Source organism: Streptomyces silvisoli (assembly GCF_029269905.1).
In the GTDB taxonomy this organism is placed as follows: domain Bacteria; phylum Actinomycetota; class Actinomycetes; order Streptomycetales; family Streptomycetaceae; genus Streptantibioticus_A; species Streptantibioticus_A silvisoli_A.
Map to the genome: position 1 here is coordinate 65311 of NZ_JARJBC010000029.1, position 26757 is coordinate 92067.

The following is a 26757-nucleotide window of genomic DNA, read 5'->3' on the forward strand; positions in this document are numbered from 1 at the left end:
ACGGTGCCCCCGCCTCGGCGGGGGCACCGCCGTCTTCACCGGATGGTGTTCCGTGGCTCGTCCAGCCACACCTGCTGCCCCTGTGCGCCCACCGTCAGTCCGAACCGGGAGCGCTCCGGGCGGCCCAGCGCCTTCCAACGCCGGTGGGCCGCCGACAGCTCGTCCCATAGGTTTCGGGGGCCGAACTGTTCCGTGCCGTAGGCCGGTTGGCCCGGTGCGTACTCGATCGTGGCCCATGACCGCTTGTCGTTCGCCAGCAGCCACAAGGTGGCCTCATCGCTACCGTCGTCGGCGTTGCACCACACGAGCGAGGCATGGGGGAGATGCAGGCTGGCGAAGAACAGGGCGTCGTCCTGAACAAGTTCGCGCGGATCCGCGTCCGAGCTGTCCGTCCGCCCCTTCTCACCGTGGTACACGTCCTCGATGGCGTGGCGCACGTCCCGGTGCTGGCGGGCGAACATGAACGCCGGATTCCCCGAGAACGCCCCCTGCGCCGTGCCCTTCGCGACGTCCAGGGTCGCGAAGGAGCCGGAGAAGAAGCTGTTGCCCCACGGCGCGACGATCTTGGCCCCCGGTTCGGCCTGCTCGACCCAGGCGTACGGGATCTCGCGCACGGTGCAGGCGGCCAGGATGCCGCCGCTGTATGGCGCTTGGTCCCGGCAGCCGTTGAGCCCGTCTCCGATCACCACGTGCGGGGTGAAGCCCGCCGCGGCCAGGTTCTTGATCGCCTGCCTGGCCACGGCCTCGTCGTACTCGACGGTCGTCACCCGCTCGTCACCGAGCCGGTGGCACAGCCACGCCGCGTTGTAGCCGGTGCCCGTGCCGATCTCCAGCACGCTGCGGTTCGCATCGACCTTCAGCAGGTCGAGCATCTCCAGCATGATCGACGGCTTCGAACTGGACGAGGTGGGGAGCGCGTTCCCTTCCCAGTCCTGTGTTCCGTCGTTGACCTGCGTGACGATCGGCAGGTCACCGTAGACGATGCGGCGCCACCGCTGCGGGTCCGTGGACTTGTCCACGTTCCCGAAGACCTCGGGAATGAACAGCCCCCGGTCCACGGAGGCCACGGCGTCCCGCCACTCCGGGGGCAGCGCACCTTTGTTGTGCAGCATCTCCACGAGCCGCTGAGGCGTGCTCACCGTCACCTCACTTCTGGTCGGGCTTGGGAAGATTCGTCGGGGGCCGCTCACGGTGCCCGTCCTGCGGCGCGGTGTCGGGCTTGCCGGAGTGCTTGCCGCCTTTGTCGTCGCCCATGTCTCAATGCCCCTTTGCGGTGTGTCGTTTGGTGGGGATCGGCTGAGGGTCTGGTCCGGGCCGGGGGCCGGTGGGGGTGGCCATGGCGATTGCCCCCTTGTAGGTCGGCATCTCAACCATTGCGGGACACCTCCAGCCGGTGGGCGTCATCGCGGTGCCTGCGGGTCAGGACGCGGACATCGGTCTCCTGGCTCTTGTCCTTCGCCGCCTTGGCCGCCATCAGCCGCATCGCCAGTGTTCGGCGCTCCGGGCAAGTTGGGTTTTCCATGCGGCCATGCTGTGGTTTTCGCGTGGCGAAGGGCTAGCCCGTTTCCTGTTCCCGCAACAATTCATCGCGGATGCCTGCGACCATCGCCCGCACGTCCTGGCCCGCAACGGCCATTTGTTCGAAGCCTTCGAACTTCTTCACATACAGGGCTATGTCGCGTGGGTCGGTGACGACGACCTCTGCGTGCACGGTCTCCACCGTTACCAAACGGTTGTCCCTGATGACGAAGGAATGCGCCGGGAAGTCATTTTGTGGCGTAGACAACGGCACGACACGGATGTCGATGTTGGAGAGGCGGGAGACCGCGATGAGCCGGTCAAGTTGCAGTGCCAGCACGGCTGGAGGGACGATGCGCCATCGCAGAACGGGTTCAGTGATGATGAACCGGAACGTCTTGGACGTGTCATAGAGGACGCTCTGGCGTGCAAGGCGTGCGCCAATGACGCGAGATAGTTGGTCCTTTTCGAGGCCTTTGCGGTTCCAGACCGCCCGAACGTACTCAGGCGTCTGGAGAAGTCCCGGGACCAGGGAAGGCTGAAACAGCCTCAGCAGGCTTGTCCTTGATTCGAGTGCCTGGATCTGCTGCTGCTTGCGGTGGAACCCCAGACGACGGTAGAGACGCCATGCCACCGCCTCGGTGGCTGCCGCCCGGGCCGCGGCCATGTACTCGGACCTGACGGATTCCGACACTCCCAGGGCCGTGAGGATCTGCTCGACGTCAACCACGCTGGGCGCCATGTTGCCGGTCTCGATCTTGCTGAGCTTGGACCTGGACATGGCCGCGCTGCGGGCGACGGTCTTGGCCTCCAGGCCGGAGGCCTCCCGCAACGTCCGCAGCGCGGTGCCCAGTTCGGATCGGTTCACTCGCCGTGCTTCGACCACCACTGCGGGAATGGTTCGGCGTGCGCCAGCGCCGTGTCCCGGTACGTCTTGAAATCGGTGAGCCTGTCGGCTCCCAGGAATTCGGCGCCCAGGAACTTACCGTTTCCGTCGTAGTTCATGGCACTGATCACTTGGTTGTCGAACAGCCAGAAGTCGGGAGCTTCGGGGATGGGATTCTCCTGTTCGGTGATGTCGAGGATGAAGAACTCCTCGCCCACCGCCATGTTGCGTTGGTAACCCCAACCGAATTCAAACCGCAGGTAGTCCGTGAGCGGCCGGGACACGATGTGTACCCGGTACACCCGCCTTCCGGCCCGCGTGGCGTTGCGTACCGTCGTCACCCAGTCCGACGACTTGAACTCCTCCGGTTGCTCCTGGCCAGCGAGGAAGGCGTGGTAGGCGTCGACGCTGCCTGACCGGCTGTAGTCGTCGAGGGTTTCCAGTCGGAACGCCTCCTGCTCGAACTCCGAGAACGACTTGCTCAGAGTCCTAGATGAGGTCATCGCGGGCGGCCTTTCGGATGAGGTCGACAGGAATTTCGACCAGCGTCTCGTGCGGCGAAACAATCAGACCGTGGTCGGCTATCCGTTCTCCCTGGATGGCGAGCGTTCCCCGGTCGGTGCGGTAAATGGTGGGGCAGTCGCCCTCTTCGCACTCACCTACGAGTCGTGTCAGCTTCACGGCCACTTCGTTGCCCTCCGGGCGTCAGTCAGTCGTGTCCCATGCATCGTCCCGAGCTGTTAGGGCGCAGGGCAAGGGGGTCCGGTTTCTGGAACTGGAAACCGGCGACGGCCCCCGGCGCAGTGCCGGGGGCCGTCGCATTGAGTGGGCGCGTCGAGTGGCGTCAGCTGCCTACGCGTTCGTCGTTCTGGAGCTTGTCGAAGAGGATCTTGGCCTCGGTCTTGTTCCACAGCAGCGCGTCGCCGTCCGCCGTCGGGTAGTTGGGGTTGGCGACGGGAACCACCGTCGACGTGCCCTGGCCACCCGAGACGTCCTTCATGGCCAGCGCCATCTGCGCCAGGTCGTACAGGCTCATGCCCTTGTCCACGGTCAGCGTCTCAAGGCCCGCGCCCAGCACCGGGTACAGCTTGAACGGGTTCAGCAACGTCCCCGGCGTGGCCGTCTGCTGGGCGACCGCGTGCAGGAACTGCTGCTGGTGCTGCTCACGGCCGAGGTCCTGATTGGCCTCCTGGTGACGCTCCCGTACGTACGCCAGCGACTGCGCGCCGTTGAACGTCTGGCAGCCCGCCTTGAAGTCCGCGCCCGAGTCCTTGTCCTTCAGCGGCTTGTCGAGGCACATGTTCACGCCGCCCAGCGCGTTGACCAGGTTCACGAAGCCGCCGAAGCCGATCTCCGCGTAGTGGTCGATGTGCAGGCCCGTGTTGTACTCGACCGTCTGCGCCAGCAACTGGCCGCCGCCCCACGAGAACGCCACGTTCAGCTTGTGCTTCGACGCCGGATACTGCTTGCCCGACGTCCCGGTGAACGCAGGGATCGTCACATAGCTGTCCCGCGGCAGGCTGATCAGCGTGTCCCCGTTCGAGCCCACGTGCAGGACCATCATCGTGTCGCTGTTGCCGAACTGCCCCTCGTTGTCGCTGCCGACGTGCAGGTCCTGCTGTTGCTGAGCCGAGAGGTTGCTGCGGTTGTCGGACCCCGCGATCAGGTAGTTCGTGCCCTTGTCCTGCGGCGGACGGTTCTGCAGCGCGCTGAGGTCGATCTTCCGGGACAGCTTGCCGTCCGCCCAGAAGTACGTGCCCACCGATGTGACCAGCAACACCACGACCAGCGTCAGCACGCCGTACGTGATCCGCTTGCGCCAGTTCTTCGGGCGGCCCGCCCGCGCCCGGCCCGAACGGTACGTACCGTTGCCGTTACCGCCCGCTTGCTGCGGCACCCCGCCGCGTGCCGCCGCCCTGCGCGGCGACAGCTCCGGCGGCAACGGCGGCTCGGCGCCCGACCCCTGCGGCTGGGGCGGGGGAGAGTACGACGGCGGTCCGTAGCCGCCCTGCCGCCTGTGCACATGCGGCATCACGCGAGCGCCTTCCGGCTCGCCGTCCTCGGTCCAACCCTCGGGCCATCCGTTCATGCTTTGCAGTGTGCCTGCTGGACCCACGAGACGCTGTGTCCGGAACCATTCTGTAGCCGGACTGATGGATTGGTCACAGGACTGCCATGATCGCGGACTTTCCGTGATCATGGAACCGCCCGACTACGCGCCGTGAGTGTCTTCCGGGAACGCGTTCAGCACGAACCACACCTCCTTACCGCCCTCCTTCACCTCGAACCCCCACGCGGTCGCGGTCTCGCTCAACAGGAACAGCCCGCGCCCCCGCTCCGACATGTGGTCCGGCTCCCGCATCACCGGTGGGGACGGCTCGGTGTCGCGCACCGAAACCCGAATGCCCTGCGCTATACGGCGCAGCTCCAGCGCGCATTCCGGGTTCGCCGTGTGCTTGTGGACGTTGCTCAGCAACTCCGTCACGCACATCGCCGCCGCGGGCCGCAGGTCCTCCAGGCCCCACTCGCGCAGCCGCGCACCGACGAAACGCCGCACAGCGGCCAACACGTGCGGCTCCGCACGCAGCATCAACTGGCATCCCGCACCGCTTACTTGAGCGGGGACCGCGATCGGGGGAACTTCCGGCTTCATGACCTCAACGATTCTCGCCTGGGACTACCGTGACCAGCCCGACAGACGGTACGGCTAGTTAGTGCGGTTACCCGCTGGGGCGGGGCGGAGGAGGGGCGGTGCGGGATGGACGAACATGACGGCACGCCGATGGGGTTGCTGATCTTCGGCTGCCAGCAGCGGGCGCTGCGGGAGCGGGCGGGGCTCACCCAGGCGGAGTTGGCCAGCAGGGTCAACTACTCGGAATCGCATGTGCGGTCGGTTGAGAGTGGGCGACGGCGCCCAAAGCCCGAGTATGTTCGGGCCGTTGACGAGGCGCTGGGCGCCCAGGGCCTGTTGAAGGCTGCGGCTGAGCCGATTGTGCAGTTGAAGTATCCGGCCTGGTTCATCCGGTACGTGGAGGCCGAGGCCGAGGCGGTCAAGCTGTATACGTACGACAACAACTTGGTGAACGGGCTGCTCCAGACGGACGACTACGCCTACGCGGTCTTCCGTGCGCAAGTCCCGGCTCTGGACGACGACGAGATTGAAGCGGGCGTTCAGGCCCGACTGGAGCGTCAGGTGCTACTCACCCGGAAGCCCGCCCCCACGTTGGGCTTCGTGATCGAGGAATGGGTGCTGCGCCGGAAGATCGGTGGACGGGAGGTCCTCAAGGCACAGCTGGACAGGCTGCTGGAAGTTGGAGAGATGCGGAACGTCTCGATCCAGGTGATGCCGATGGGCTGCGAGACGCATGCTGCTCTGGAGGGCCCGTTGACCTTGCTGGAAACGCTGGAGGGGCGCAATCTGGCGTATGTCGAAGGGCAGTTCGGGAGCGCGTTCGTCACTGAACCGAAGGACTACAGCGTGCTGGAGCAGCGGTACGGCGTTCTGCGAGCCCAGGCCCTTAGCCCAGAAGACTCCGCGACTTTCATCGAGCGCCTAGCAGGGGAGCTATGAGCACCGCCAACCTCGTGTGGTTCAAATCCAGTTACAGCGCTGGCAACGGCGGCCAGTGCATTGAGGTCGCCACCTGCCCCACCGCCGTCCACGTCCGGGATTCCAAGGACCCCGAGGGTCCGGCCCTCGCCTTCACCCTCACCGAGTGGTCCGCCTTCCTCCGGCTTGCCGTCTCCGGGGGGAACTCGTAACGAAACCCGCCACGGCGCCCCCGCTCGGGGGCGCCGTATGGTGGCGGCATGGCAAATCTCGTCACCAATAGCCCGGAGGGTGATCTTCCGGGTAAGCCGACCTCTGTGTCCCGCACCACGCTGTCGCACATCATGACGGCGTCCGACACGAACCTGCTGGGTACCGTGCACGGTGGCGTGATCATGAAACTGGTCGATGACGCGGCGGGCGCGGTGGCCGGTCGGCACTCCGGCGGCCCCGCCGTCACCGCGTCGATGGACGAGATGGCGTTCCTGGAGCCTGTTCATGTGGGCGACCTGGTCCATGTTCAGGCCCAGTGCAACTGGACCGGTCGCAGCTCGATGGAGATCGGTGTGCGGGTGCTCGCGGAGCGGTGGAACGAGTCCACGCCCGCGACGCACGTCGGCAGCGCCTACCTGGTATTCGCCGCGGTGGACGGGGAGGGCAAGCCGCGTGCGGTGCCGCCCGTACTGCCGGAGACGGAGAAGGACCGCCGCCGCTTCGAGGAGGCCCAGATCCGCCGCACCCACCGACTGGCCCGCCGTCGCGCGATCAAGGACCTACGCGAGCGCCGCGTCGCCGAGGGGATCGACGACTAGGCGGTCTCGTTCGGAACACCTTGCGGGCCAGAGGAAGACGCCGCGGCGGCAACGGCTCGATCCGCGCCCGCCGCGCATGGTCACCACGGCGCACAGACCTCAAGAAGCGGCCTACCCCGCAACGACCGCCCGCAGGTCGGCGAGCGACTCGTCCATGAGCCGCCGCAGGGCCTCTGGGTCGTCCTGCCGCACCCAGCGCCCGAACGCGCTGTGGAAGATGGTGACGCCGGTCTGCGCGGCCAGCTCGGCGGCCGGGTCGGCGACCCCGCGCGCCCGCAGCGCCGCCGCCAGCGCGTCCGCCAGCTTCGCCAGCTTGATCAGCTCGCGCTCGTGCAGCTCCGGGTTGGCGGCGATGATCCTGGCCCGGATGCGGGCGAGGGGGTGACGCTCGCGGAACAGCTCCGCCACGGCGTCCAGCCCGACCTTGACCGCGTCGATCGCGCCGACGTCCGGCGGCGCGTTCCTCACCGCGGTGGCCCAGTGGTCCTGCAACTGGGCGGAGCCCATGAACAGCACCTCGCGCTTGTCCGCGAAGTAGCGGAAGAAGGTGCGCTTGGTCAGGCCCGCCGACTCGGCGATCTCCGCGACGGTCGTCGCCTCGTAGCCACGCTCGTCAAACAGCGTCATTGCCGCCTTGACCAGGCGGCCGGCGGCATCCGGTTTCCAGCGGGACATGGGCTTGAGCGTAACTGATGTCATCAGGTGACATGGCAGTGCTATGGTGATGTCACCAAGTGACATGCCGCGCGGTGCGGCCGTCACATGCACCGGAGGGTTTCCGCATGCGTGTCTTCGTCACCGGCGCCTCAGGCCACATCGCCTCCGCCGTCATCCCGGAACTTCTGTCCAACGGCCACCAGGTCGTCGGCCTGGCCCGCTCCGACGCCTCGGCCGCTGCCGTCGAGGCGCTCGGCGCCGAGGTGCGCCGCGGTGACATGGCCGATCAGGGCGGGCTGGCCGCGGCCGCCCGCGAGGCGGACGGCGTCATCCACCTGGCCTTCGACCACGGCATGATGCGCTCCGGCCAACTGGCGGAGGCCGCCCAGGGCGAGCTGGCCGCGGTCAAGGTCTTCGGCCAGGTGCTGGCTGGGACCGGCAAGCCACTGGTCACCACCTCGGGCACGCTGATGCTGGCGATGTCCGGTATCAAGGACCGCGCCGGTACCGAGGAGGACGTCGTCCCCGGCGGTCCGCGCGTGGACAGTGAGAACCACGTGATCGGTCTGGCGGAGCAGGGTGTGCGCTCCTCCGTGGTCCGCCTGGCGCCGATGGTCCACTCGGACCTCGACAAGCACGGCTTCACCACCGCGCTGATCGGTTTCGCCCGTGAGCACGGCACCGCCGCCTACGTGGGCGATGGTGCCAACCGCTGGCCGGCCGCCGACACGCGTGACATCGGTGTGCTCTACCGCCTGGCGCTGGAGAAGGCCCCGGCCGGAACCCGCCTGCACGGCGTGGGGGACGAGGGCATCCCGTTCAAGACGGTGGCGGAGACGATCGCCTCGCAGCTGGGCGTGGAGGCCAGGAGCGTGACGCCGGAGGAGGCCCCGCAGTACCTGGGGTTCCTGGCGGCCTTCGCGCAGATGGACGGGTTGGTGTCCAACACCCGCACGCGCGAGCTGCTGGGCTGGGAGCCCACCCGGCCGGGCTGGGTGGAGGACGTGAAGTCAGGCCACTACTTCGCCTGAGGCCACGCTCCGGGCGGACGTGCTCTGGCTGACAAGGCGTGGTCGTCCCGCGCCGTCCGCGGGTACCCACGCGGACGCCGCAGCCCAGGTGCGTGATCGCGGGCAGGTGTTCGGGATGCGGCCGGGTGCGACGGGCGGACGCGACCGTCCGTACCTTCCGGGACCCTGCCCGCCCTTCATCCGTTGCCCTGCCGTTCGCCGATCTTCGCCGGGATCGGGCGGTCCTGGCGGATCGCGCGAAAGAGGACGGAGGCCTTGGTGTCGTCCCACTTCACCGTCGAACCGACGCCGGGAACCTGGTAGTTGACGTCGGCGGCCGGGACCGGGGCGAACTCGGTCCTGGTGGGGCGGAGGTCACGTACCGCGTCGGCGGGGGTCAGTGGGGTGTCGGTGCGGACCGAGTGCCGGATGGCGTCGATGGCGCGCTTCAGGGCGGTGGGGTCGCTGGAGCGCGCGCGGTCCAGCACGCCCGCCGCGAACTCGCGCTGCCGCCGCATTCGGCCGATGTCCGCGCTGGGATCGGCGTAGCGCACGTACCGCAGGGCCCGGTCGCCGTTGAGCAGGCTCTCGCCCGCGGGCAGGTCGAGGCCGGAGGCGGGGTCGTGCAGCGGATGCCGGACGTGGACGGGGACGCCACCGAGCGCGTCCACGGTGCTGACCAGGGCGGCATGGTCCAGCTGCGCGTAGTGGTCGATGTGGACGCGGGTCATCCGCTCGACCGTGCGGATGGTCAGCGGCAGGCCGCCGAGCGCGTACGCCGCGTTGATCCGCCCTGGCCGAATCGTTTCGCCGAACCGGTCCCTGCGCGGCGGTAGTTCGGAGAACGGCACGTAGGAGTCGCGGGGGATGCTGACCACCGAGATCCGCGACCGGTCCTGGGACAGATGCACCAGCATGATCGTTTCCGCGCACTGGCACGCCCGGTCCGTGCCGACCAGCAGGGTGTTCACTCCCGGGCCGGGCTTCGGCGGACGGCTGCCGAAGCCGCCGAAGGCGTGGACGCCGTACCCGAGGCCGCTGGTGGCCAGCACCGCCAGCGAGACGGCCGAGGCGATGCGCAGCAGCCGGCGGTCGCGGAGCCAGGGGCGGTACGGATGAGGGCGCGGCGGGCGCCATGGGACTGAGGCGGGCATGGGTGGCGGGACCTCCCCGGGTACGGCCTGCGGAACCCTTCACGCTAGGTGCGGGGCGGCCGTGGCCGGGCCGCCCACGCCGCCGTACCGGCGGGGGCCACCCGGGCGGCGCGCGCCGGGTTCCGCCGTTAGCGGTAACGTGTCGGCCGATGAACGCCGTGAACACCTCCCCGCCCGCCGTCTCCGTGATCATGCCGGTGCTCAACGAGGAGCGCCATCTGCGCGAGTCCGTGCGGCACATCCTGGCCCAGGACTATCCGGGCGAACTGGAGGTGGTGATCGCGCTCGGGCCGTCCACCGACCGTACCGACGAGATCGCGGCGGAGCTGGTCGCGGAGGACCCGCGGGTGCACACGGTGCCGAACCCGACGGGTCGTACGCCCGCCGCGCTCAACGCGGCGATCAAGGCGTCGCGGCATCCGATCGTGGTCCGGGTGGACGGGCACGGGATGCTCTCGGCGAACTACATCGCCACCGCCGTGCGGCTGCTGGAGGAGACCGGGGCCGACAACGTCGGCGGGATCATGCACGCCGAGGGCGAGAACGCCTGGGAGCGGGCGGTCGCCGCGGCGATGACCTCCAAGATCGGCGTGGGGAACGCCGCGTTCCACACCGGTGGGCAGGCGGGTCCGGCCGAGACCGTCTATCTGGGCGTCTTCCGGCGTGAGGTGCTGGAGCGGCAGGGCGGCTACAACGAGGAGTTCGTCCGCGCGCAGGACTGGGAGCTGAACTTCCGGATCCGTGAGGCGGGCGGGCTGATCTGGTTCTCGCCGGAGCTGAGGGTCTCCTACCGGCCCCGGCCGAACGTGCGGGAGCTGGCCAAGCAGTACCGAAACTACGGGCGGTGGCGGCATGTGGTCGCCCGGTACCACTCGGGGTCGATCAACCTGCGGTACCTCGCGCCGCCCGCGGCGGTGCTGGGGATCGCGGCGGGGGCGGTCGTCGGTGCGCTGGTGCATCCCGTGGGCTGGGTGGTGCCCGGTGCCTATGTGGCGGGGATCGCCCTGGGGTCGGTTCCCGCGGGGAAGGGGCTCGACGCCGCGGCCCGGGTTCGGATTCCCGTCGCGCTGGCGACCATGCACATGTCGTGGGGCTGGGGGTTCCTGACCAGCCCGAAGTCGCTCGCGCGACGCGTCATCGCCAGCCGCCGCTAGGCCGCTCCCGCCCGGGTGGGGCGCTGGGTTGTGCCCTGTTTCCTGCGGGCCGTGCCCCGGCGCCCCCAACCCGGCCGCGCGCAATGTCCTCAAGCGCCGGACGGGCTCAACTCACTTGGCGCAGATGTCCTCGTCGGCCTGGACGTGTTGGACGTCCGTGGGGGCCGTCGTCGGGGCGGGCGGGGGGCTCAGCGGCTTGCCGGGGGTGGTGAAGTCCTTGCCGAGGGTGAGGGTCATGGGGGCGCGCGGTGCGGCGTTCGTCGTCCCCTGCTTCAGGGCCGCGGCGGACAGGCCCATCATCGCTGCCAGGCGGCGGGCCTGGTCGGCCTGGTTGGGGGCGTAGACCAGCGTCGTCTTGTCGATGGTGCCGGGCGCGTTGCCGCCGTTGCTGGACCGGGTGACGCCCTCGGTGTTCTGCAGCCAGTCGAGGGTCGCCTGGGCGGCGCCGAACGTACCGCTGCCGTTGAGGACGTTGACCCGTACGTTGATCGGCGCGGCCTTCGGGCCGTCCAACGGGCTGGGCGCGTGGGACGCGGACGCCTTGGTCCTGACCGACGTCAGCGAGTTGTCCGCCTGCACCATCTCGAACAGCTCCTTCGCGGAAGGGTTGTTGAGCACCACGCTCGTGTGCACCTTCTCCGCGGGGTTGTCCACCACCGGCACCGTCGCGAAGGTGATGTTCTTCGGCGGCACCGAACTCAGGTCCTGCGCCAGCTCGCTGAGCTTCTTCACCGAACCGATCCCGGTGTCGACGGTGAGCGCCTTGGTCGCCACGTCCGCCAGCGACCACAGCTTCTGCGGATCGGTGAGGGTGCCGCTGGACTTCATCTTGCGGATCAGCGAACTCAGGAACTGCTGCTGGAGCTTGATGCGGTCGAGGTCGCCGCCGAATCCCACCGAGTGCCTCGTGCGGACGAACGCCAGCGCCTGCTCACCCTCCACGACATGGTGGCCCTTGCTCAGCCTGAGACCGGAACCGCCCTTGTCGTCGATGTCCTTGGCCAGGCAGACGTCAACCCCGCCGACCGCCGTCGAAAGGTCCTTGACCGCGTTGAAGTTGGCCATCATGAAGTGGTCGATCTTCAGTCCGGTGAGCGCCTCCGCGGTGCGCATGGTGCAGCCGGGGTCGCGGCCCTCCTGGCCGAGGCTGGTGTTGAAGCGCACGTTGTGCTCGCCGGGGATGACCTTGGTCGAGCCGTCCTTCTGCCTGGTCGGGCAGTCCGGGATGTCGGTGATCAGGTCGCGCGGAATGCTCAACGCGGTGGCGTTGCTGCGGTCCTTGGAGACGTGGAACAGGATCGTGGTGTCGGCATGGCCGACGCTGCCCGCGTCCCCGTACTGGTGGCCGAGGCCCACCCGGCTGTCGGTGCCGATCACCAGGATGTTCATCGGGCCGTCGGTCGTGGCGTTCCGGCTGCCCGCGTCGCCCACGTCCACGGTGTTGATGTTGTTGTTGAAGTGCTGGTAGACGAGGTAGCCGCCGATGCTCACCGCGACGAGCGCGAACCCGACGCCGCCCGCGGTCCACACCAGCGCCCTGCGCTTCCTCGACGCTTTGGGCTTGGCCTTGCGGCGGCCGTTCGCCCTACGGGAAGCGCGCGGGGCGTTCCCGGTGGGCGCGGCGGTGTCCTGAACAGGCGCCGGTTCGCCGGGAGTCGGCGTGCTGACGTCCGGCTGCCCGGGGGCGTCCAGCCGCAGTTGGTACGTTCCGGTCTGCGGATCGAGCACCCACTGGTCGGCGGGGTCGGTCTCCCCACGGCGTTGCGCGTCCACGGTCGCCGAGCCCTCCGTCGCTGCGAGGCGTTCACACTTAGCGGCCAAGTTCAGCGTCTTAACCGCTCTCGTGACAAATCAGCGATCGGATTGTTGTCTTATTTGGCGCTTTTTGGCTAATGGTGCTTTTGGTCGCACCCGTCATGGGCCGCGGTGGTACCGAGGTACGTGGGCATCGTGCTGGGCGACGGTGGCGGCGCCTTGCCGTCGTCCGCTCCGGGCGGCGCCTGATCGCCGCCGGCCCGGTCCTGCGGGGGCTGGTCCGCGGTGCTGGTCGGGGCGGGCGGCCGTACCGCCACCAGCTGGTCCGCGCGCAGCGCGGCGAACAGCTGGTCGGCCTGCGGGTGCATCAACTGGTCCCGGTTGTAGTCGTCGACGTACGGCTCGCGCGGCACGGTGAGGAAGCGGATCTGGTCGGTCGGCGTCTTCTGCAGGCCGCGGATCACGTCGTACAGCTTGGTCAGCGAGTTCAGCCCGGGGTCGGCGGTGATGGACGAGGTCGCGGCGTCCAGCACCGGGTACAGCTTGGCGGGGTTGTAGAGCACGCCGTTGCTCTGCATCTTGCGCACCAGCGAGGCCAGGAAGCCCTGTTGCCGGTCCATCCGCTCGGTGTCGCTGCCGTCGCCGAAGCCGTGCCGGGAGCGTACGTAGCCCAACGCTTGCTCGCCGTGCAGCAGTTGGCGGCCCGCGGCGAGGTCCAGCTTGGCGTCGCGGTCGTGCACCCGGTAGGGGACGCAGACCTCGACGCCGTTGACGGCGTCCACCATCCGCTTGAAGCCGGTGAAGTCCAGCTGCACGTGGTGGTCGACGCGGATGCCGGTCAGCTGCTCCACGGTACGGATCGTGCAGGCCGCGCCGCCCCAGGCGAAGGACCAGTTGAACTGGGCGAACTGCGCGGTCGTCTGGTGCCCGTCCGGCTTGCGGCAGCTCGGCACGTTCACCATCAGGTCGCGCGGGATGCTGACCGCGGTCGCGCTGCCCCGCCCGGCCGCCAGGTGCAGCAGGATCACGGTGTCGGAGCGGGCGGTGCCGCTGTCCGCGCCGTACGCGCCGTTGGCGCCGCCGCGGCTGTCGGTACCGATGATCAGCACGTTGTCGGTGCCGTTGGCGCCGGGCGGCGGGCGCTCGGCCATGTGGCGGCGCAGCTCGGCCTCCGCGCCGGTGTCGGTGCGGATGTTGTCCTCAAGGTGCTCGTAGAGCAGCCAGATCACCCCGGCGCCGACCACCAGCAGCAGCGCCGAGGCCAGCGCGACGCAGCGCAGCCAGCGCTGGCGGCGAAGGGGCCGTCTGCGGGGATCGCCCGGCGGGCGCGCGGGTAGGTACCGGCGTGCCCACCGGGCGGGCGGCCCTTCCCTGTCGGACACGGCGGCCCCCAACGCTCGGCGGTACGGATCCGTCGATCGTCCCCCGGATCGGCCGGTGCGGCCCGCGGGTGGGGGCCGAACGGGTGACGCCGCGGCCGTCAGAGCGCCGCGTGGGTGACGCCGCGGCGGTCAGAGCGCCGCGTGGGTGACGCGCTCGGCCTCCCGGCGGCGCTGGAGGGCGTCCTCGTCGAGCCGGTCCAGATGGCGGCAGAGCACCACCGAGCCACCCGCCGCCAGCGGCGCCAGCAGCCCGGCGGCCAGCCCCTGCCAGTCGTCGTAGTCGGCCGCCGACAGCAGCCGGGAGCCGGGGGTCAGCCCCAGTTCCTCGGCGCCGCGCCGGGCCCGCTCCACGACCTGCGCCCCGGTCAGCTCCTCGCCGCCGGGCAGCACCAGGGCGGGCGCGTCGGGGTCGACGGGGGAGTACGGGGCGAAGCGGTCGCCCTGGCTGGGTACCTCGACGGCGTAGTCCAGGAAGCCCTCCGGCGGCTGGGGGAAGCGGGCACCCAGCGGCCGCAGCGACAGCGCCACCCGCTCGCCGCGGCAGGCCCGGGCGGCCTCCAGGGTGTCCGGGCCGCTGACCACCAGGTCGGCGGCGGCCGGATCGCCGCCCGGTTCCGCGACCACGCCGGTGGAGAAGCAGGCGAGCAGCCAGGCGGCGGTCTGCCAGTGGGCGGGCAGCAGCAGCGCGACCCGGTCGCCGGGCTCGGCGGCCAGGTCGTCCTGGAGCAGGTTGGCGGTCTTGGCCACCCAGTTCGCGAAGGTGGCCACCGACAGCTCCACACGCTCGCCGGTGGCGTCGTCGTAGAAGGTCAGCAGCGGACGGGCGGGGTCCGCGGCGAGCGCGGAGCGCAGGAGGTCGGCCGGGGTGCGGGCGGTGTCGTTCACGCGGTCAGCGTACGTGGCCCCGGCCGGAGGCGGGGCGGGGTTTCGCACGGCTCGGCCGCTGGTCAGACGCCGGTGTTCGAGTGGCTGGGCGGTGGCCTGACGGCTCCTCGGCTGACGGCGTGACATATAACGAGTCGCCATATTTGCCCGTTATGTCACTATTTAGGTCATGCGTGCATTCCTTGCTTCCGCGATCGGTGCCACCTGTGCGTGCACGGCCGCGCTCCTCGTACCCGCGTCCGTGCCCAGCGCGGCCTCCGCCTCCGTCCTGGGCAAGGCCCCCGCCACCAGCAAGGCCGCCGCCAGGGCGGCGTTGGGTGGCACCCACACCCTGCCCCTGACCCGTCTTCCGGCCGAACGCGGCCTCGCCCCGGGTGCAATGGGGCTGACCGCACGGGACGTCAAACCGTTCTCGATGCTCGGCATCACCTGGAACAGCGCGACCACCGGGCTCCAGGCCACCGTCCAGGTGCGCAGCCGGTCGGTGCGCACCGGCGCGTGGTCGCCCTGGCGGTCGGTGGAGGCCGAGAACGACGACGTGCCCGACCTCGACTCGCCCGACCGCGCCACCGGCCGGGCGCGCGGCGGCACCGCGCCGCTGTGGGTCGGCGACTCCAACGGCATCCAGGTCCGGGTCGTACCGCGGCCCAGCGGCCGTAGCGGGGGCAGTCCCGAACTGCCCGACGGGCTGCGGCTCGACATGGTCGACCCGGGCGCGCCCGACTCCGAGTCCGACGAGTCCGCGGAGTCGTCCGAGTCCGACGAGTCCGGTGACTCGGACGTCCTCGCCGCCGAGCCCACGGAGCGGCAGGAGCCCAACAGGCACCTCGCGCCACGCCCGCGCATCGTGGTCCGGGCGGGCTGGCACGCCAACGAGCACCTGCGGTCCGGCGGGTTCCTCTACACCCGCACCGTGCGGGCGATCTTCGTCCACCACACCGCGACCGGCAACGGCTACCGGTGCTCCGACGTGCCCAGGATCATCCGCGGCATCTACCGCTACCACATCAGGAGCCGGGGCTGGCGGGACATCGGCTACAACTTCCTGGTCGACAAGTGCGGCACCATCTACGAGGGCCGCGCCGGTGGGGTGGGACGGGCGGTGATGGGCGCGCACACCCTCGGCTTCAACAAGAACACCGCCGGGGTCGCCGTGATCGGCACCTTCAACCACCACCGTCCCAGCGCGGCGGCGCTGCGGGGGCTCGCCCAGATCTCCGCGTGGAAGCTGGGGCTCTACGGACGGAACCCGGTCGGCCACATCCGGTTGCTGTCCGGCGGCAGCAACCGCTACCGGCGCGGTGTGACGGCTCGGTTCAACGTCATCTCCGGGCACCGGGACGGGTTCACCACGGACTGCCCGGGCAAGAAGCTGTACGCGCGGCTGGCGGCGGTACGGGAGAGGGCGGCACGCCTACAGGGCCGCTAGCCGCTTCGGCGTCCGACCCCTTCCCGCCCACCCGTCCACCGTCGGTCTTCCGCCTGCCGACGCGCACCGCCCCGACCCGAAGGCGGCGGAGCGCCACGGCGGGCGAAGGCCGACGGCAAGCGGGTGGGCGGGTCGGCTAGATCAGGCTGATGTCGTTGGGCGAGAAGCGCGGCGCGCGCCGCGGCGGCCGCTGACCTGCCAGCAGGATCAGACGCGCGGCGCGATGCCGCTGGCCCGCGTACGGCGCCAGCAACTCCAACATCGCCGCGTCGTCCGTGCGTTGCGCGCCGGTCAGCGCGTAGCCGATCACGTTCGGCAGATGCAGGTCGCCCACGGTGATCGCGTCCGGCGCGCCGTGCGTGCGTTGCAGGGTCTCCGCCGCGGTCCACGGGCCGATGCCCGGTATCGCCTGTAGCCGCTCGGCCGCCTGCGCCGGAGTCATCAACACCGTCTCCTCCACCCTGCGGGCCGCCCGGGCGGCCCGCAGGATCGCGGCGGAGCGCTTGCCGTCGACGCCGGCGCGGTGCCACTCCCAGGACGGGATCAGCGCCCACGTCCTGGGTTCCGGCATGATGCGCAGGCCGGGCATGGGGCCGGGGGCCGGTTCGCCGTACCGGCGCAGCAGCAGGCGCCAGGCGCGGTACGCCTCGTCGGAGGTGACCCGCTGCTCCAGGATCGACGGGATCAACGATTCCAGCACCAGGCCGGTGCGGGCCAGGCGCAACCCGGGGTTGCGCCGGTTCATCTCGTGGACCAGGCGGTGCCGGGGAGTCAACAGGGCTGGGTCGTCCCGCGACCCGAGCAGTTCCGGGAGCCGGTCGAGCAGCCATTCGCCGCCTGGCCCCCAGGCGGCGGCATCGACCTCGCCGTGGCACATCGTGACGCGGAGCGTGCCCGGACCCTCGGGTGTGCGGGAGGTACGCCACACCGACCCGTCATCGGCCACCCGGAAGGCGGGGTCGCCGGGGCCCCGGCCCAGCGGGCCGAGGGTGAGGCCGAGGTCGAGTGGACCGTCAGGCAGCCATCGTCGCGTCCGTGCGTCCTGAAACATCACCCTGAGCCTAAGCCCACCCATCCGCCCACCCGACCGCCCTCGGCCTTCGCTCGCCGTCGCGCACGGTTCGTTGTGGGTCGGTGGCGCGGGCGGACGGGCGAGGGCCTGCGTCGTGCCGCTGACCGGACCCGCGCGGCGGTGCGCTCCGCCAAGCGCCGGCCGAACGGCAACCCGGGCGGGCGAGGAAGGACCCGAACCCCGGCGGGAGCGAACCGCTACAGGACGACGGTGAAGTCTTCCACCTCACGCTCGCCCCGGGCGCCCGGCGCCACAGCGGGGCGGCCGATCGCGACCGCGCCCATCGGGTCCCACTCGGCCGGGAGGCCGAGAACCTCCCGGACCACGTCCCGGCAGAACATCGTCGACGACACCCACGCGGAGCCGAGCTGCTCGCCCGCCAGGGCGACCAGAAGGTTCTGCACGGCCGCCCCCGCCGCCACCACGAACATCTCCCGCTCGGCTGCGGCCCGCCGGGCGTCGGGGTAGTCGTGCGAACCGTCCATCACCAGGCACGGCACCACCAGGTACGGCGCCCGCCGCAGCACGTCCCCGCGGCGCAGGCGCCGCTCGATCCGCTCGGGCGAGAAGCCGTCCCGCTCAAGGTCCGCGGCCCAGGCGTCCCGCATCGCGTCGAGCAACCGGGTCCGCGCCTGCGCGGATTCCAGCAGTACGAACCGCCACGGAGTGGTGTGGTGCGGCGCCGGCGCGGTGAGCGCCGCCGCGACCGCGCGCCGCACGGCGCCGCCGTCGACCGGCTCGTCGGTGAACTCCCGTACCGTACGCCGCAGCGTGACCGCCTGCCGTAGGGCCTCGGAGGTGCCCAGGCGGAACATGTCGTCGGCCGCGCCGCGCGCCAACTCCCGTGCGCCCGGCCCGTCTTCACCGTCCGGGAGCACCTGCGCCAGCCCCCGTACCACCGCGACCGGCACTCCGGTGGCCTTGCCCTTGACCAGGTCCCCGGCCGCCGCCAGTTCGTCGGCGGTGGCGACGACCGTCGCGTTCAGCTCGTTGCCGTGCGCGTCGGTGCCACCGCGCATGTCGTCCAGCACCCGCAGTCCGGCCGCGCCGATGGCGACGTCGGTGAGGCCGTTGCGCCAGGGCCGTCCGAAGGTGTCGGTGAGCACGACGGCGACGTTGACGCCGAGCAGTTCGCGCAGTCCGGCGCGGATCCGCCGAGCCGACGCGTCCGGGTCCTCGGGCAGCAACAGCACTGTTCCGGCAGGGGTGTTGGAGGCGTCCACCCCGGCCGCCGCCATCACCAGGCCCTGCCGGTTCTCCACGATCCGCAGCGGACCGCGCCGGGCCACCAGCCGTACCGTCTCGGCGTCTATGGCCGCCTCGCGGTCGTCGGCGGTGACGATCCGGCCCTCGGCCTTGCTGACGATCTTCGAGGTGACCAGCAGCACGTCACCGTCCCGAAGCTCGGTGCCGGAGCCCGCGACCAGCTTGGCGAGGTCGTCGCCGGGCCGTACCTCGGGGATCCCGGGCACCGCCCGTACCTCGTAGGACGCCGCGCTCATGCCGCCACCTGCCGCGCCAACTCCAGTGCCGCCCGGGCCATTTGGGCCGTCGCGTCGACATCGGTCATCAGCAGCGGCACCGCCCGGCAGCGGATCCCGGCGGACTCGACCTCCGGCACCGCCGCGGCGTCCACCGTGTCGACCAGCCAGCCGTCCAGCAGCCCGGAGCCATAGTGCTCGGCGACCGCCGCCGCCGTGGCCTCGACGCCCACCGCGGCCAGCACCTTGTCGGCCATGCCGCGCACCGGTGCGTCGCCGACGATGGGGGACAGGCCCACCACCGGAACGCCGGCTTCCGCGATCGCCTCGCGGATCCCCGGTACGGCGAGGATCGTGCCGATGCTGACGACCGGGTTGGACGGCGGGAAGAGGATGACGTCGGCCTCGCCGATGGCCTCCAGCACACCGGGCGCGGGCTTGGCCTGGTCCGCGCCGACCGGCAGGATCGCGTGTGCGGGTACCGAGGCGTGCAGCCGTACCCAGTACTCCTGGAAGTGCACCGCCTTGCGTCCGCCGTCGTCGGGCGCGTCGACGACGACGTGCGTCTCGACACGGTCGTCGGTCATCGGGATCAGCCGCACGCCCGGTTGCCAGCGCGCGCACAGCGCCTCGGTGACGGCGCTGAGCGGATAGCCGGCGCCGATCATCTGGGTGCGGACGATGTGGGTGGCGAAGTCCCGGTCGCCGAGCCCGAACCACTCCGGGCCGACGCCGTAGGCGGCCAACTCCTCCTTGACCACGAAGGTTTCGCCGGACCGGCCCCACCCCTGTTCCTCGTGGATGCCGCCGCCCAGGGTGTACATGACGGTGTCGAGGTCCGGGCAGACCTTGAGTCCGAACAGATGGATGTCGTCGCCGGTGTTACCGATGACGGTGATGTCCGCGTCAGGTGCCGCTGCCTTCAGACCCCGCAGGAAACGGGCGCCCCCGATACCTCCGGCCAAAACCACGATGCGCATGGGGACAGTCTGTCAGTCGAGGGCTGACCGCTCCGGGGGTGGTGGCCCGGCGGTGGGTGGGGGTTTCACATGTGGACGAGTGCCGGTCGTCAACCCAGCGAAGGCCCGGCACCAGCCTGTTCCGTATCGGTCCGCGCCCTGCACGCCGCATACGAGGTCATTTCGGTCAGACCCGGGAAGTAAACGTGCAGGCTGACCGCTGGCTCCAGTGCGTCGTTGACCACCTCGTGCACATATCCGGTGGAGAACACCCTTTGCCCGCCTGTGCGCAGCGTGCGCCGTGCCTCGCCGGAGCCGGTGAGCGCGCGCTCGGTCAACTCGCCCTCCAGGACGGTCACCACGCCCGAGGAGCGGCCGTGGTCGTGCAGCCCGCTGCCCTGCCCGGGAACCCAGCTCAGCAGCCACACCTCGTACCCGGGACCGGTCTCCAGGCGTGCGTACCAGCGAGTGGTGGCGTCGTACCGCACCAGCGGCCGCCAACGGCCCTGATCGGCGGCGATGGTGCGGGCCAGGCGGGCGAACTCGGCGACGGTGGTCGGGTGTCTGCGCACCGGCGGCAGCAGGTGCGGCAGGGCGAGCGGGTCACCGGCGATGGAGATGTCGGAGAGCTGGGGAGCCGGTTCGGCGGGATTGGCGCGGTACACGGGTGGTCCTAGCGGGGAGGAGCAGACGGTGGAGTGCGCTTGGGCTGCGCTGCGGTGCTTCGGCTGGCCGCGGGGTGAGCTCGGAGGGCTCGGCTGGCGCTGAGTACGGGGAAGCCTCGCGGAATCGCGGGTTCCGTCCCGATGGACTCAGCGACGGATCAGCGGCAACAGCTGTGGTGGCAGCGACAGGAGAAAGAACCGTGGACCGGCACAACGCGGTGGAGCTCGCGGCGGCGAGCTCGGGCGGGCGTGTGGGTCACGAACGACATGGACTCAAGAAGACCGGTTGGCCGGCCCGTCTGTCAACTTGATGTCGGTTTTGCCGCCAATGTTTCACCTGAACCGGTTGGTCGGCCTGGCGAAAGGTTTGTGCAACGCGGCCTGGGGATACGCGCAGCGACAACCGACCGTGGGCTGCCGTTGCGCATCCGTGATCGGACCGTGATCCACCCCGGTCCGTCTAACGGGTGGAACGGTGCGGCGATCTGTCGCGTCTCAGTCGACATATGCGGGAGGTGGATCGAAGCGCCGAGCGGGCTGTGTCGGGTATTGGGCCGATTTGAACACTTTCTGCATGGCCTTGGTTCCTCGGAGTGAATAAGGGCCTCAATAGCAGATCTCGGCTTGACTGCCCCGGATCGCACGCTTGTAATTTCACTCGTGTCGTTAGGCCTCAATCGGTAACGACAGCATCACGGGGAAGCGACGACGGACGAGGGGCGCGCATGACCGAGCAGTTCCAGCTACTGCTGTCCGAGGAGGCGGAAGAGGAGCTCGGGTGGCAGGAACGCGCACTGTGCGCGCAGACCGACCCCGAATCGTTCTTTCCGGAGAAAGGCGGCTCCACCCGAGAGGCCAAGAAGGTCTGTCTCGCGTGTGAGGTGCGTTCCGAGTGCCTTGAATACGCACTCGCCAATGACGAGCGCTTCGGAATCTGGGGCGGACTGTCCGAGCGGGAGCGCCGCCGCCTGAAGAAGGCGGCCATCTGAGGGGCGCCGCATTCCGGGGGTCAAGCCCCCCGGACACCCCATGGGTTGCCGGTGAGCCGTTAGTGTGGGTGGCCGTCCGAGACACGTCAGGCCCGCAAGGCGCCGTACGCGTCCACCGCAGTCCAGCGAACCGGGGCCCGTACCTCGATGTCCGTGCACAGCCAACAGGGGGCGTACCCCGCCCGCACTCCTGAACCTGAGTTCCCGCGTCACATCGTCACCGCGGTGCTCGTCGCCCACGACGGCGCCCGTTGGCTGCCCGACGCGCTCGCCGGTCTGCTGGGCCAGACCCGACCGGCGCAGAGCGTCATCGCCTGCGACACCGGCAGCGCCGACGACACCGACCGGCTGCTCACCGAGGCGATCGGCGCCGACCGCGTGCTGCACCTCGCCCGCCGCACCGGCTTCGGTGCCGCGGTCGCCGAGGCCGTACAGACCTTCGGCCCGGTACCGCCGGAGGAGCTGCCGTACCTCCAACCGCCCAGCGCCTGGGACCCGGTGACCCGCACCTGGAACGACGACGCCTTCGAGCAGCGGGAGCAGCAGCCGCCGGAAACGGTGCAGTGGCTGTGGCTGCTGCACGACGACTGCGAGCCGGCGCCCGACGCCCTCGCCGAACTCCTGCGCGTCGCCGACTCCTCGCCGTCCGCCGCCGTGATCGGCCCCAAGGTGCGCAGCTGGTACGACCGCCGCGCGCTGCTCGAAGTGGGCGTCAGCATCGCCCGCAGCGGCCGCCGTTGGACCGGTCTGGAGCGCCGCGAACAGGACCAGGGGCAGCACGACCAGGTCCGCCAGGTGCTCTCGGTCTCCTCCGCGGGCATGCTGGTCCGCCGCGACATATGGGATGAACTCGGCGGATTCGACCGGCGGTTGCCGCTGATGCGCGACGACGTCGACTTCTGCTGGCGTGCCCAGAGCGCAGGGCACACCGTGCTCGTCGCCCCCGAAGCCGTACTGCGGCACGCCGAGGCCGCCTCCCGGGAACGCCGCACCGTCGACTGCGCCGGACGCTCCTCGGTCAACCCGCACCGGGTCGACAAGGCGGGCGCGGTCTACACCCTGCTGGCCAACGCCCGTGGCGTACTGCTGCCCTACGTGCTGCTGCGCGTCGTGCTCAGCACCCTGCTGCGCACCCTCGGCTTCCTGGTCGGCAAGGTCCCCGGGCAGGCGCTGGACGAGGTCGCCGGCCTGATCAGGGTGCTGCTGCGGCCCGGAAGGATCCTGGGCGCCCGCAAACGCAGGGGCCGCCCGGTGGTGGCCGCGGCCGAACTCAGACCGCTGTTCCCACCACCCGGCGCCACGCTGCGGGCCAGCGTCGAACAGGCCTACAGCAACCTCTCGGGCCGCTCCGAGCCCGACTCCTCCTCGGCCGGACGGCACGGCGGCGCCGTCGAGTCCGGGCCGGGCGACGAGGACGCCGACTACCTGGACGTGGAGCAGTTCGCCCGGCTGCGGCGGATCGCCCGCAAGCCCGCGCCCATGCTGTTCGCGGTTCTGCTACTGGTCGCGCTGGTCGCCTGCCGCTCGCTGCTCGGCAGCGGCGCACTGACCGGCGGCGCCCTGCTGCCCGCCCCCGGCGGCGCCTCCGACCTGTGGGGCGCCTACGCGGGGGCATGGCATGCCGTGGGCACCGGCGACACCCAGGCCGCGCCGCCGTACCTGGCCCTGGTGGCGCTGCTGTCCACCGCGCTGCTGGGCAGCACCGGGCTGGCACTGACGCTGCTGCTGGTGTGCTCGGTCCCGCTCGCCGGGCTCACCGCCTACTTCGCCTCCCGGCCACTGGTCGAGTCCCGGCTGCTGCGCGCCTGGGGCGCGATCGCCTACGCCTTCCTGCCTGCCGCCACCGGTGCGCTCGCCGCGGGCCGGCTGGGTACCGCGGTGCTGGCGGTCCTGCTGCCGCTGATGGCCCGGGCCGCCGTGGCGGCCGGCGGACTGCAACTCGGCGGGTCCGCCATCTCCCGTGGCACCAGGCCCAGTTGGCGGGCCACCTGGGCGTACGCGCTGCTGCTCACCGTCACCACCGCCTTCACCCCGGTGGTGTGGCCGGTCGCCGTGGCACTCGCCGTCGCCGTCCTGGTGCTGCGCGTGGTACGCGGGCAGACCGGGCTGCTGCTGCCGCAGGGGCTGCGCTTCCTCGCCGTACTGGCCACCCCGCTGGGGCTGTTGGCGCCGTGGTCGATGACGCTTCTGTCGCACCCGTCGTTCTTCCTGCGCGAGGCGGGACTGCCGTACCGCGACGGCGCCGCCTCCGCGCTCGACCTCGTCATGCTCAGCCCCGGCGGCCCCAAGGCCGCCACCGGCTTCCTGCTGGTCGGACTGGTGCTCGCCGGACTCGCGGCGCTGCTGCGCGACGGGCGGCGGTTCGCCGTCCTCACGGCCTGGGCGGTCGCCCTCACCGGTCTGCTGGCCGCCGCGGTGCAGAACGGCTACCGGTGGCCCGGCCCCACCACCCTGCTGTACGGCTTGGGGCTGATCGCCGCCGCGGTGGTCGGCGCGGAGGACGCCAAGGCCCGTATCTCCGCGGCCGGTTTCGGCTGGCGGCAGCCGGTCGCCGGGCTCATCGCGCTGGCCGCCGCGGCGGCGCCGCTGATCGCCGCGGTCGGCTGGATGGCGGACGGCGCGGCCGGCCCGCTCCAGCGGCGCGACGCGGTACAGGTCCCGGCGTTCGTCGCCGAGGAGAGCTCCACCGCGGACCAGGCCCGCACGCTGGTGATCGCCGGTGACCCGGGCCATGTCCGGTACGTGCTGGTGCGCGGCTCCGGGGCGCGCATGGGCGACGGCGAGATCGCCGCCGAGGCCGGGCACGACCCGGGGCTCGACGGCGTCGTCGCCAACCTGGTGGCCGGTTCCGGCGGCGACCAGACCAGCCAACTCGGCGGCTACGCGGTGCGCTACGTGCTGCTCCAGCCGGGCGCGCCCGCCGAGATGGGCCGGGTGCTGGACAGCACGCCGGGTCTCACCAGGCTCAGCCAGAACGGCGGTACGGCGCTGTGGCGGCTGAACGACAACGTCTCGCGGATCACCATCGTCGCCCCCAAGGGCGCCGGCGGCACCGCGGCGGCGCCGGTCTCGGTGGCCGCGGGCAAGGTCGAGGCGCACACCACGATCCCGTCCGGTCCCGCGGGCCGTACGCTGCGCGTCGCGGACACGGCCGACTCCGGCTGGCAGGCCACGCTGGACGGCAAGCCGCTGACCGCGACCACGGTCGACGGATGGGCGCAGGGCTTCCAACTCCCGGCGAACGGCGGCCGGTTGGACCTCACCTTCGCCGACCCCGTGACGCACACCGCATGGCTGTGGGCGCAGGGCTTCCTGGCGCTCGTGGTGGTCGTGCTGGCACTGCCGGGCCGCCGCCGTGACGTGGACGACGACCTGCCGGAGGACCTGGCCACCGCGACCGCGTCGATCCCGGCGCAGTCCACCGGCGGCGAGGGGCGCAGGGCCCGCCGCCTGCGCGCGGAGGCGGAGCGGGCCGCGCAGCCCGCCGAGCCGGTGGAGGACGTCGAGCCCGTCGCGGCCGTGGCCCCGGAGCCTTCGGAGCCCGACCCGTACGCCGCCGTCCCGCACCAGGCCACCGCCCCGGAACAGGACCCGTACGGCGCGGTACCGCAGGTTCCGCACCAGCAGCAGGGCTATCAGGAGTGGAACGGGTACGCCTACCCGGCCGCCCAGCCCGGCGAGTACGACCCGTACGCGGGTGACCAGTACCAGCAGCAACCCCCTTACCCGGGCGCCGAGTACGGCGAGTACGGCCAGAGCGGCGAGTACGGCACGTACGAGGACGGCGCGTACCAGGGCGGCGAGTACGTCGACCCGTACGGCTACCAGCAGCCGGCCCCGCCCTACGATCCGGCGTACGGCGCCGGTGAGTTCGGCCACCGCCGCGACGGGAGCGAACAGCAGTGAACCGCACCACCGTGTCCCTGATCGGCGTCGTGGCGGCGCTCGCCGCCGTCACCGGAGTGGCCACCGCCCTCGCGCCCGCCTCGAACGCGGGCAAGACGGCGCCAACGGCGGCCGTGCGCAAGCCCGTTGAGCGCTCCGCGCTGCTCTGCCCGGCCCCGGCGGGGGTCGACGCGGCGTCCACCACGTACACCTCGTTCACCCCGGTGGGCAGCGGCGCGAGCGGTGGGGGGAGCGCGGTGCTGCAGCCGGGGCAGGCCGCGGACAGCTCCGGAAGCTCCGGCGGCGGTTCCAACGGCAGGCCGGTGGCGCCGCTCACCGATCCCGGCAAGCCCGCCACCGCCACCACCAACAAGACCACCGGTCCACTGATCGGCACCGCCGACGGGCGGTTCGCGCCCGGCTGGACGGTGCAGGAGACCACCACCATCGACGCCGGGCCCGGCCGCGGCATGCTCGGCACGTCGTGCACCGCGCCCGGCGCCGACTTCTGGTTTCCCGCCGCCAGCACCTCGGGCGACCGGCAGGACTACGTCCACCTCACCAACCCGGACGACACCGCCGCCGTCGTGGACATCGAGCTGTACGACAGCAACGGGCTGGTCAAGACCGGCAACGGCGAGGGCATCACCGTCCCCGGCGGGTCCAGCGTGCCGGTGCTGCTGTCCACCCTCACCTCCGCGCAGACCGCGGACCTGACCGTGCACGTCGCGGTGCGCACCGGTCGGGTGGCCGCCGCGGTCCAGGCGATGGACAGCAAGAACGGCAGCGACTGGCTGCCCGCCTCGGCGCCTCCGGCCACCAGCGCGGTACTGCCGGGCATCCCGGCCGACGCGACCTCGGTGCACCTGGTGGCGTACGCCACGGGCACCAACGACGCCGATCTGAAGGTGCAGTTGCTCACCCCGAGCGGTTCGATCGTTCCGGCCGGGCACGAGACACTGCACATCAAGAGCGGCATGACGACCGCCACCGATCTGCCGGGGCTGACCCAGGGACAGGTCGGTTCGCTGCGGCTCACCCCGACGGACTCCGGCAGCGCCGCGCCGTTCGTCGCCGCAGTGCGGGTCACCCGGGGCAAGGGCGCCTCCCAGGAGATGGCGTTCGTGCCCGGTGCGGGCGCCGTGGGACAGCGCGCCTCGGTGGCCGAGAACCACGCGAAGGGAACCACGCTCTCGCTGGCCGCGCCCAGCGCGGACGCCACCGTCAAGATCACCAGCTCGGCCACGACCGACGGCGGCTCTCCGGCCAGCAAGACGGTCACCCTCAAGGCCGGTACGACCACCGCCATGGCCCCGCCCGACCCGGGCGGCAAGGGCACCTTCGCGGTGACCGTCGAACCGGTCTCCGGTGGCCCGGTCTACGCCTCCCGCATGCTCGCCGCGGACAACAACGGCGTCCCGGACTTCACCATCCAGCCGATGCCGGACGACGGCGGCACGGTGGCGGTGCCCAGCGCGGGGGAGGACCTCCAGGTACTGGAGCGGTAGCGGCCG

Annotated in this window: 25 protein-coding genes; 9 read left to right on the top strand and 16 right to left on the bottom strand. The window is 71.1% G+C overall.

Annotated features, from left to right (window positions below):
• Positions 1-35 precede the first annotated feature (35 nt).
• From P3G67_RS31955 to P3G67_RS31985, 7 genes are all read right to left on the bottom strand, one after another.
• On the bottom strand, positions 36-1139 hold the full coding sequence (locus P3G67_RS31955; protein ID WP_276096614.1) for a methyltransferase domain-containing protein: 1104 nt from the start codon (positions 1137-1139) through the stop codon (positions 36-38).
• Positions 1140-1366: 227 nt separating this feature from the next.
• Positions 1367-1522, bottom strand: a complete 156-nt coding sequence (locus P3G67_RS31960) for a hypothetical protein (protein ID WP_276096615.1) — start codon at positions 1520-1522, stop codon at positions 1367-1369.
• A 33-nt stretch (positions 1523-1555) separates the two neighbouring features.
• Positions 1556-2407, bottom strand: a complete 852-nt coding sequence (locus P3G67_RS31965; RefSeq protein WP_276096616.1) for a helix-turn-helix domain-containing protein — start codon at positions 2405-2407, stop codon at positions 1556-1558.
• Positions 2383-2907 carry a DUF6879 family protein gene (locus tag P3G67_RS31970; protein ID WP_269855794.1) on the bottom strand — a complete coding sequence of 175 codons (525 nt, stop codon included), beginning with the start codon at positions 2905-2907 and terminating at the stop codon, positions 2383-2385. The genes P3G67_RS31965 and P3G67_RS31970 overlap by 25 nt, the downstream gene beginning before the upstream one ends.
• Positions 2894-3085 (bottom strand): hypothetical protein, encoded by a 192-nt coding sequence (locus tag P3G67_RS31975; protein WP_269855849.1) that lies wholly within the window; start codon positions 3083-3085, stop codon positions 2894-2896. Before P3G67_RS31975 ends, P3G67_RS31970 begins: the two co-directional genes overlap by 14 nt.
• 163 nt (positions 3086-3248) lie before the next feature.
• A complete protein-coding gene (locus P3G67_RS31980) occupies positions 3249-4493 on the bottom strand; it encodes an LCP family protein (RefSeq protein WP_276096617.1) in 1245 nt (414 codons plus the stop codon).
• Positions 4494-4616: 123 nt separating this feature from the next.
• Positions 4617-5057, bottom strand: coding sequence for an ATP-binding protein (locus tag P3G67_RS31985; protein WP_276096618.1), 441 nt, complete (start codon positions 5055-5057; stop codon positions 4617-4619).
• A 105-nt stretch (positions 5058-5162) separates the two neighbouring features.
• On the opposite strand from P3G67_RS31985, the gene P3G67_RS31990 reads away from it, so the two are divergent.
• Genes P3G67_RS31990 through P3G67_RS32000 form a run of 3 tightly spaced genes read left to right on the top strand, consistent with a single transcriptional unit; the run spans position 5163 to position 6766 of the window.
• Positions 5163-5975, top strand: a complete 813-nt coding sequence (locus P3G67_RS31990) for a helix-turn-helix domain-containing protein (protein ID WP_276096619.1) — start codon at positions 5163-5165, stop codon at positions 5973-5975.
• A complete protein-coding gene (locus P3G67_RS31995) occupies positions 5972-6166 on the top strand; it encodes a DUF397 domain-containing protein (RefSeq protein ID WP_276096620.1) in 195 nt (64 codons plus the stop codon). The genes P3G67_RS31990 and P3G67_RS31995 overlap by 4 nt, the downstream gene beginning before the upstream one ends.
• Before the next feature lie 48 nt (positions 6167-6214).
• Complete coding sequence (locus tag P3G67_RS32000; RefSeq protein WP_269855799.1) at positions 6215-6766, top strand: acyl-CoA thioesterase; 552 nt, start codon at positions 6215-6217, stop codon at positions 6764-6766.
• A gap of 111 nt (positions 6767-6877) precedes the next feature.
• Here the strand turns inward: P3G67_RS32000 and P3G67_RS32005 are convergent, their stop codons facing one another.
• Positions 6878-7441 (bottom strand): TetR/AcrR family transcriptional regulator, encoded by a 564-nt coding sequence (locus P3G67_RS32005; protein ID WP_276096621.1) that lies wholly within the window; start codon positions 7439-7441, stop codon positions 6878-6880.
• Positions 7442-7548: 107 nt separating this feature from the next.
• Here P3G67_RS32005 and P3G67_RS32010 point away from each other — a divergent pair, with 107 nt between their 5' ends.
• Positions 7549-8454, top strand: coding sequence for an SDR family oxidoreductase (locus tag P3G67_RS32010; RefSeq protein ID WP_276096622.1), 906 nt, complete (start codon positions 7549-7551; stop codon positions 8452-8454).
• Positions 8455-8630: 176 nt separating this feature from the next.
• On the opposite strand, the gene P3G67_RS32015 is transcribed toward P3G67_RS32010, so the two are convergent.
• Complete coding sequence (locus P3G67_RS32015) at positions 8631-9587, bottom strand: LCP family protein (RefSeq protein ID WP_276096623.1); 957 nt, start codon at positions 9585-9587, stop codon at positions 8631-8633.
• A gap of 149 nt (positions 9588-9736) precedes the next feature.
• Between P3G67_RS32015 and P3G67_RS32020 the strand changes: the two genes are divergently transcribed.
• The gene (locus P3G67_RS32020; protein ID WP_276096624.1) at positions 9737-10741 is read left to right on the top strand and encodes a glycosyltransferase family 2 protein; all 1005 of its coding nucleotides are present in this window, start codon (positions 9737-9739) and stop codon (positions 10739-10741) included.
• Positions 10742-10852: 111 nt separating this feature from the next.
• Here the strand turns inward: P3G67_RS32020 and P3G67_RS32025 are convergent, their stop codons facing one another.
• The 3 genes from P3G67_RS32025 to P3G67_RS32035 form a co-directional block, all read right to left on the bottom strand.
• The gene (locus P3G67_RS32025) at positions 10853-12514 is read right to left on the bottom strand and encodes an LCP family protein (RefSeq protein WP_276096625.1); all 1662 of its coding nucleotides are present in this window, start codon (positions 12512-12514) and stop codon (positions 10853-10855) included.
• A 116-nt stretch (positions 12515-12630) separates the two neighbouring features.
• Positions 12631-13878 (bottom strand): LCP family protein, encoded by a 1248-nt coding sequence (locus P3G67_RS32030; RefSeq protein ID WP_276096626.1) that lies wholly within the window; start codon positions 13876-13878, stop codon positions 12631-12633.
• 129 nt (positions 13879-14007) lie between these two features.
• Positions 14008-14763, bottom strand: a complete 756-nt coding sequence (locus P3G67_RS32035) for a TIGR03089 family protein (protein ID WP_276096627.1) — start codon at positions 14761-14763, stop codon at positions 14008-14010.
• Between the two features lie 169 nt (positions 14764-14932).
• On the opposite strand from P3G67_RS32035, the gene P3G67_RS32040 reads away from it, so the two are divergent.
• On the top strand, positions 14933-16192 hold the full coding sequence (locus P3G67_RS32040) for a peptidoglycan recognition protein family protein (RefSeq protein WP_276096628.1): 1260 nt from the start codon (positions 14933-14935) through the stop codon (positions 16190-16192).
• Positions 16193-16328: 136 nt separating this feature from the next.
• Here the strand turns inward: P3G67_RS32040 and P3G67_RS32045 are convergent, their stop codons facing one another.
• The 4 genes from P3G67_RS32045 to P3G67_RS32060 all read right to left on the bottom strand — a co-directional run bounded on the left by P3G67_RS32045 (position 16329) and on the right by P3G67_RS32060 (position 20369).
• Positions 16329-17243, bottom strand: a complete 915-nt coding sequence (locus P3G67_RS32045) for a DNA-3-methyladenine glycosylase family protein (RefSeq protein WP_276096629.1) — start codon at positions 17241-17243, stop codon at positions 16329-16331.
• A gap of 218 nt (positions 17244-17461) precedes the next feature.
• Positions 17462-18766, bottom strand: coding sequence for a coenzyme F420-0:L-glutamate ligase (locus P3G67_RS32050; RefSeq protein WP_276096630.1), 1305 nt, complete (start codon positions 18764-18766; stop codon positions 17462-17464).
• Positions 18763-19725 (bottom strand): 2-phospho-L-lactate transferase, encoded by a 963-nt coding sequence (gene cofD, locus P3G67_RS32055; protein ID WP_276096631.1) that lies wholly within the window; start codon positions 19723-19725, stop codon positions 18763-18765. The genes P3G67_RS32050 and cofD overlap by 4 nt, the downstream gene beginning before the upstream one ends.
• Positions 19726-19814: 89 nt before the next feature.
• Entirely contained in the window at positions 19815-20369 is a 555-nt protein-coding gene (locus P3G67_RS32060) for a cysteine dioxygenase (protein ID WP_269855811.1), read from the bottom strand.
• Positions 20370-21094: 725 nt separating this feature from the next.
• On the opposite strand from P3G67_RS32060, the gene P3G67_RS32065 reads away from it, so the two are divergent.
• The 3 genes from P3G67_RS32065 to P3G67_RS32075 all read left to right on the top strand — a co-directional run bounded on the left by P3G67_RS32065 (position 21095) and on the right by P3G67_RS32075 (position 26751).
• Positions 21095-21358, top strand: coding sequence for a WhiB family transcriptional regulator (locus P3G67_RS32065; RefSeq protein ID WP_255932689.1), 264 nt, complete (start codon positions 21095-21097; stop codon positions 21356-21358).
• A 147-nt stretch (positions 21359-21505) separates the two neighbouring features.
• Positions 21506-25264 (top strand): glycosyltransferase family 2 protein, encoded by a 3759-nt coding sequence (locus tag P3G67_RS32070; protein ID WP_276096632.1) that lies wholly within the window; start codon positions 21506-21508, stop codon positions 25262-25264.
• Positions 25261-26751 (top strand): DUF5719 family protein, encoded by a 1491-nt coding sequence (locus P3G67_RS32075; protein WP_276096633.1) that lies wholly within the window; start codon positions 25261-25263, stop codon positions 26749-26751. Before P3G67_RS32070 ends, P3G67_RS32075 begins: the two co-directional genes overlap by 4 nt.
• The last annotated feature ends 6 nt before the right edge of the window (positions 26752-26757 follow it).

Coding starts and splice junctions, on each gene's coding strand:
- P3G67_RS31960 (WP_276096615.1), bottom strand. CDS start 1,522: ATGGAAAACCCAACTTGCCCGGAGCGCCGAACACTGGCGATGCGGCTG.
- P3G67_RS31970 (WP_269855794.1), bottom strand. CDS start 2,907: ATGACCTCATCTAGGACTCTGAGCAAGTCGTTCTCGGAGTTCGAGCAG.
- P3G67_RS31980 (WP_276096617.1), bottom strand. CDS start 4,493: ATGAACGGATGGCCCGAGGGTTGGACCGAGGACGGCGAGCCGGAAGGC.
- P3G67_RS31985 (WP_276096618.1), bottom strand. CDS start 5,057: ATGAAGCCGGAAGTTCCCCCGATCGCGGTCCCCGCTCAAGTAAGCGGT.
- P3G67_RS31990 (WP_276096619.1), top strand. CDS start 5,163: ATGGACGAACATGACGGCACGCCGATGGGGTTGCTGATCTTCGGCTGC.
- P3G67_RS31995 (WP_276096620.1), top strand. CDS start 5,972: ATGAGCACCGCCAACCTCGTGTGGTTCAAATCCAGTTACAGCGCTGGC.
- P3G67_RS32000 (WP_269855799.1), top strand. CDS start 6,215: ATGGCAAATCTCGTCACCAATAGCCCGGAGGGTGATCTTCCGGGTAAG.
- P3G67_RS32005 (WP_276096621.1), bottom strand. CDS start 7,441: ATGTCCCGCTGGAAACCGGATGCCGCCGGCCGCCTGGTCAAGGCGGCA.
- P3G67_RS32010 (WP_276096622.1), top strand. CDS start 7,549: ATGCGTGTCTTCGTCACCGGCGCCTCAGGCCACATCGCCTCCGCCGTC.
- P3G67_RS32015 (WP_276096623.1), bottom strand. CDS start 9,587: ATGCCCGCCTCAGTCCCATGGCGCCCGCCGCGCCCTCATCCGTACCGC.
- P3G67_RS32020 (WP_276096624.1), top strand. CDS start 9,737: ATGAACGCCGTGAACACCTCCCCGCCCGCCGTCTCCGTGATCATGCCG.
- P3G67_RS32040 (WP_276096628.1), top strand. CDS start 14,933: ATGCGTGCATTCCTTGCTTCCGCGATCGGTGCCACCTGTGCGTGCACG.
- P3G67_RS32045 (WP_276096629.1), bottom strand. CDS start 17,243: ATGTTTCAGGACGCACGGACGCGACGATGGCTGCCTGACGGTCCACTC.
- P3G67_RS32050 (WP_276096630.1), bottom strand. CDS start 18,766: ATGAGCGCGGCGTCCTACGAGGTACGGGCGGTGCCCGGGATCCCCGAG.
- cofD (WP_276096631.1), bottom strand. CDS start 19,725: ATGCGCATCGTGGTTTTGGCCGGAGGTATCGGGGGCGCCCGTTTCCTG.
- P3G67_RS32065 (WP_255932689.1), top strand. CDS start 21,095: ATGACCGAGCAGTTCCAGCTACTGCTGTCCGAGGAGGCGGAAGAGGAG.
- P3G67_RS32070 (WP_276096632.1), top strand. CDS start 21,506: ATGTCCGTGCACAGCCAACAGGGGGCGTACCCCGCCCGCACTCCTGAA.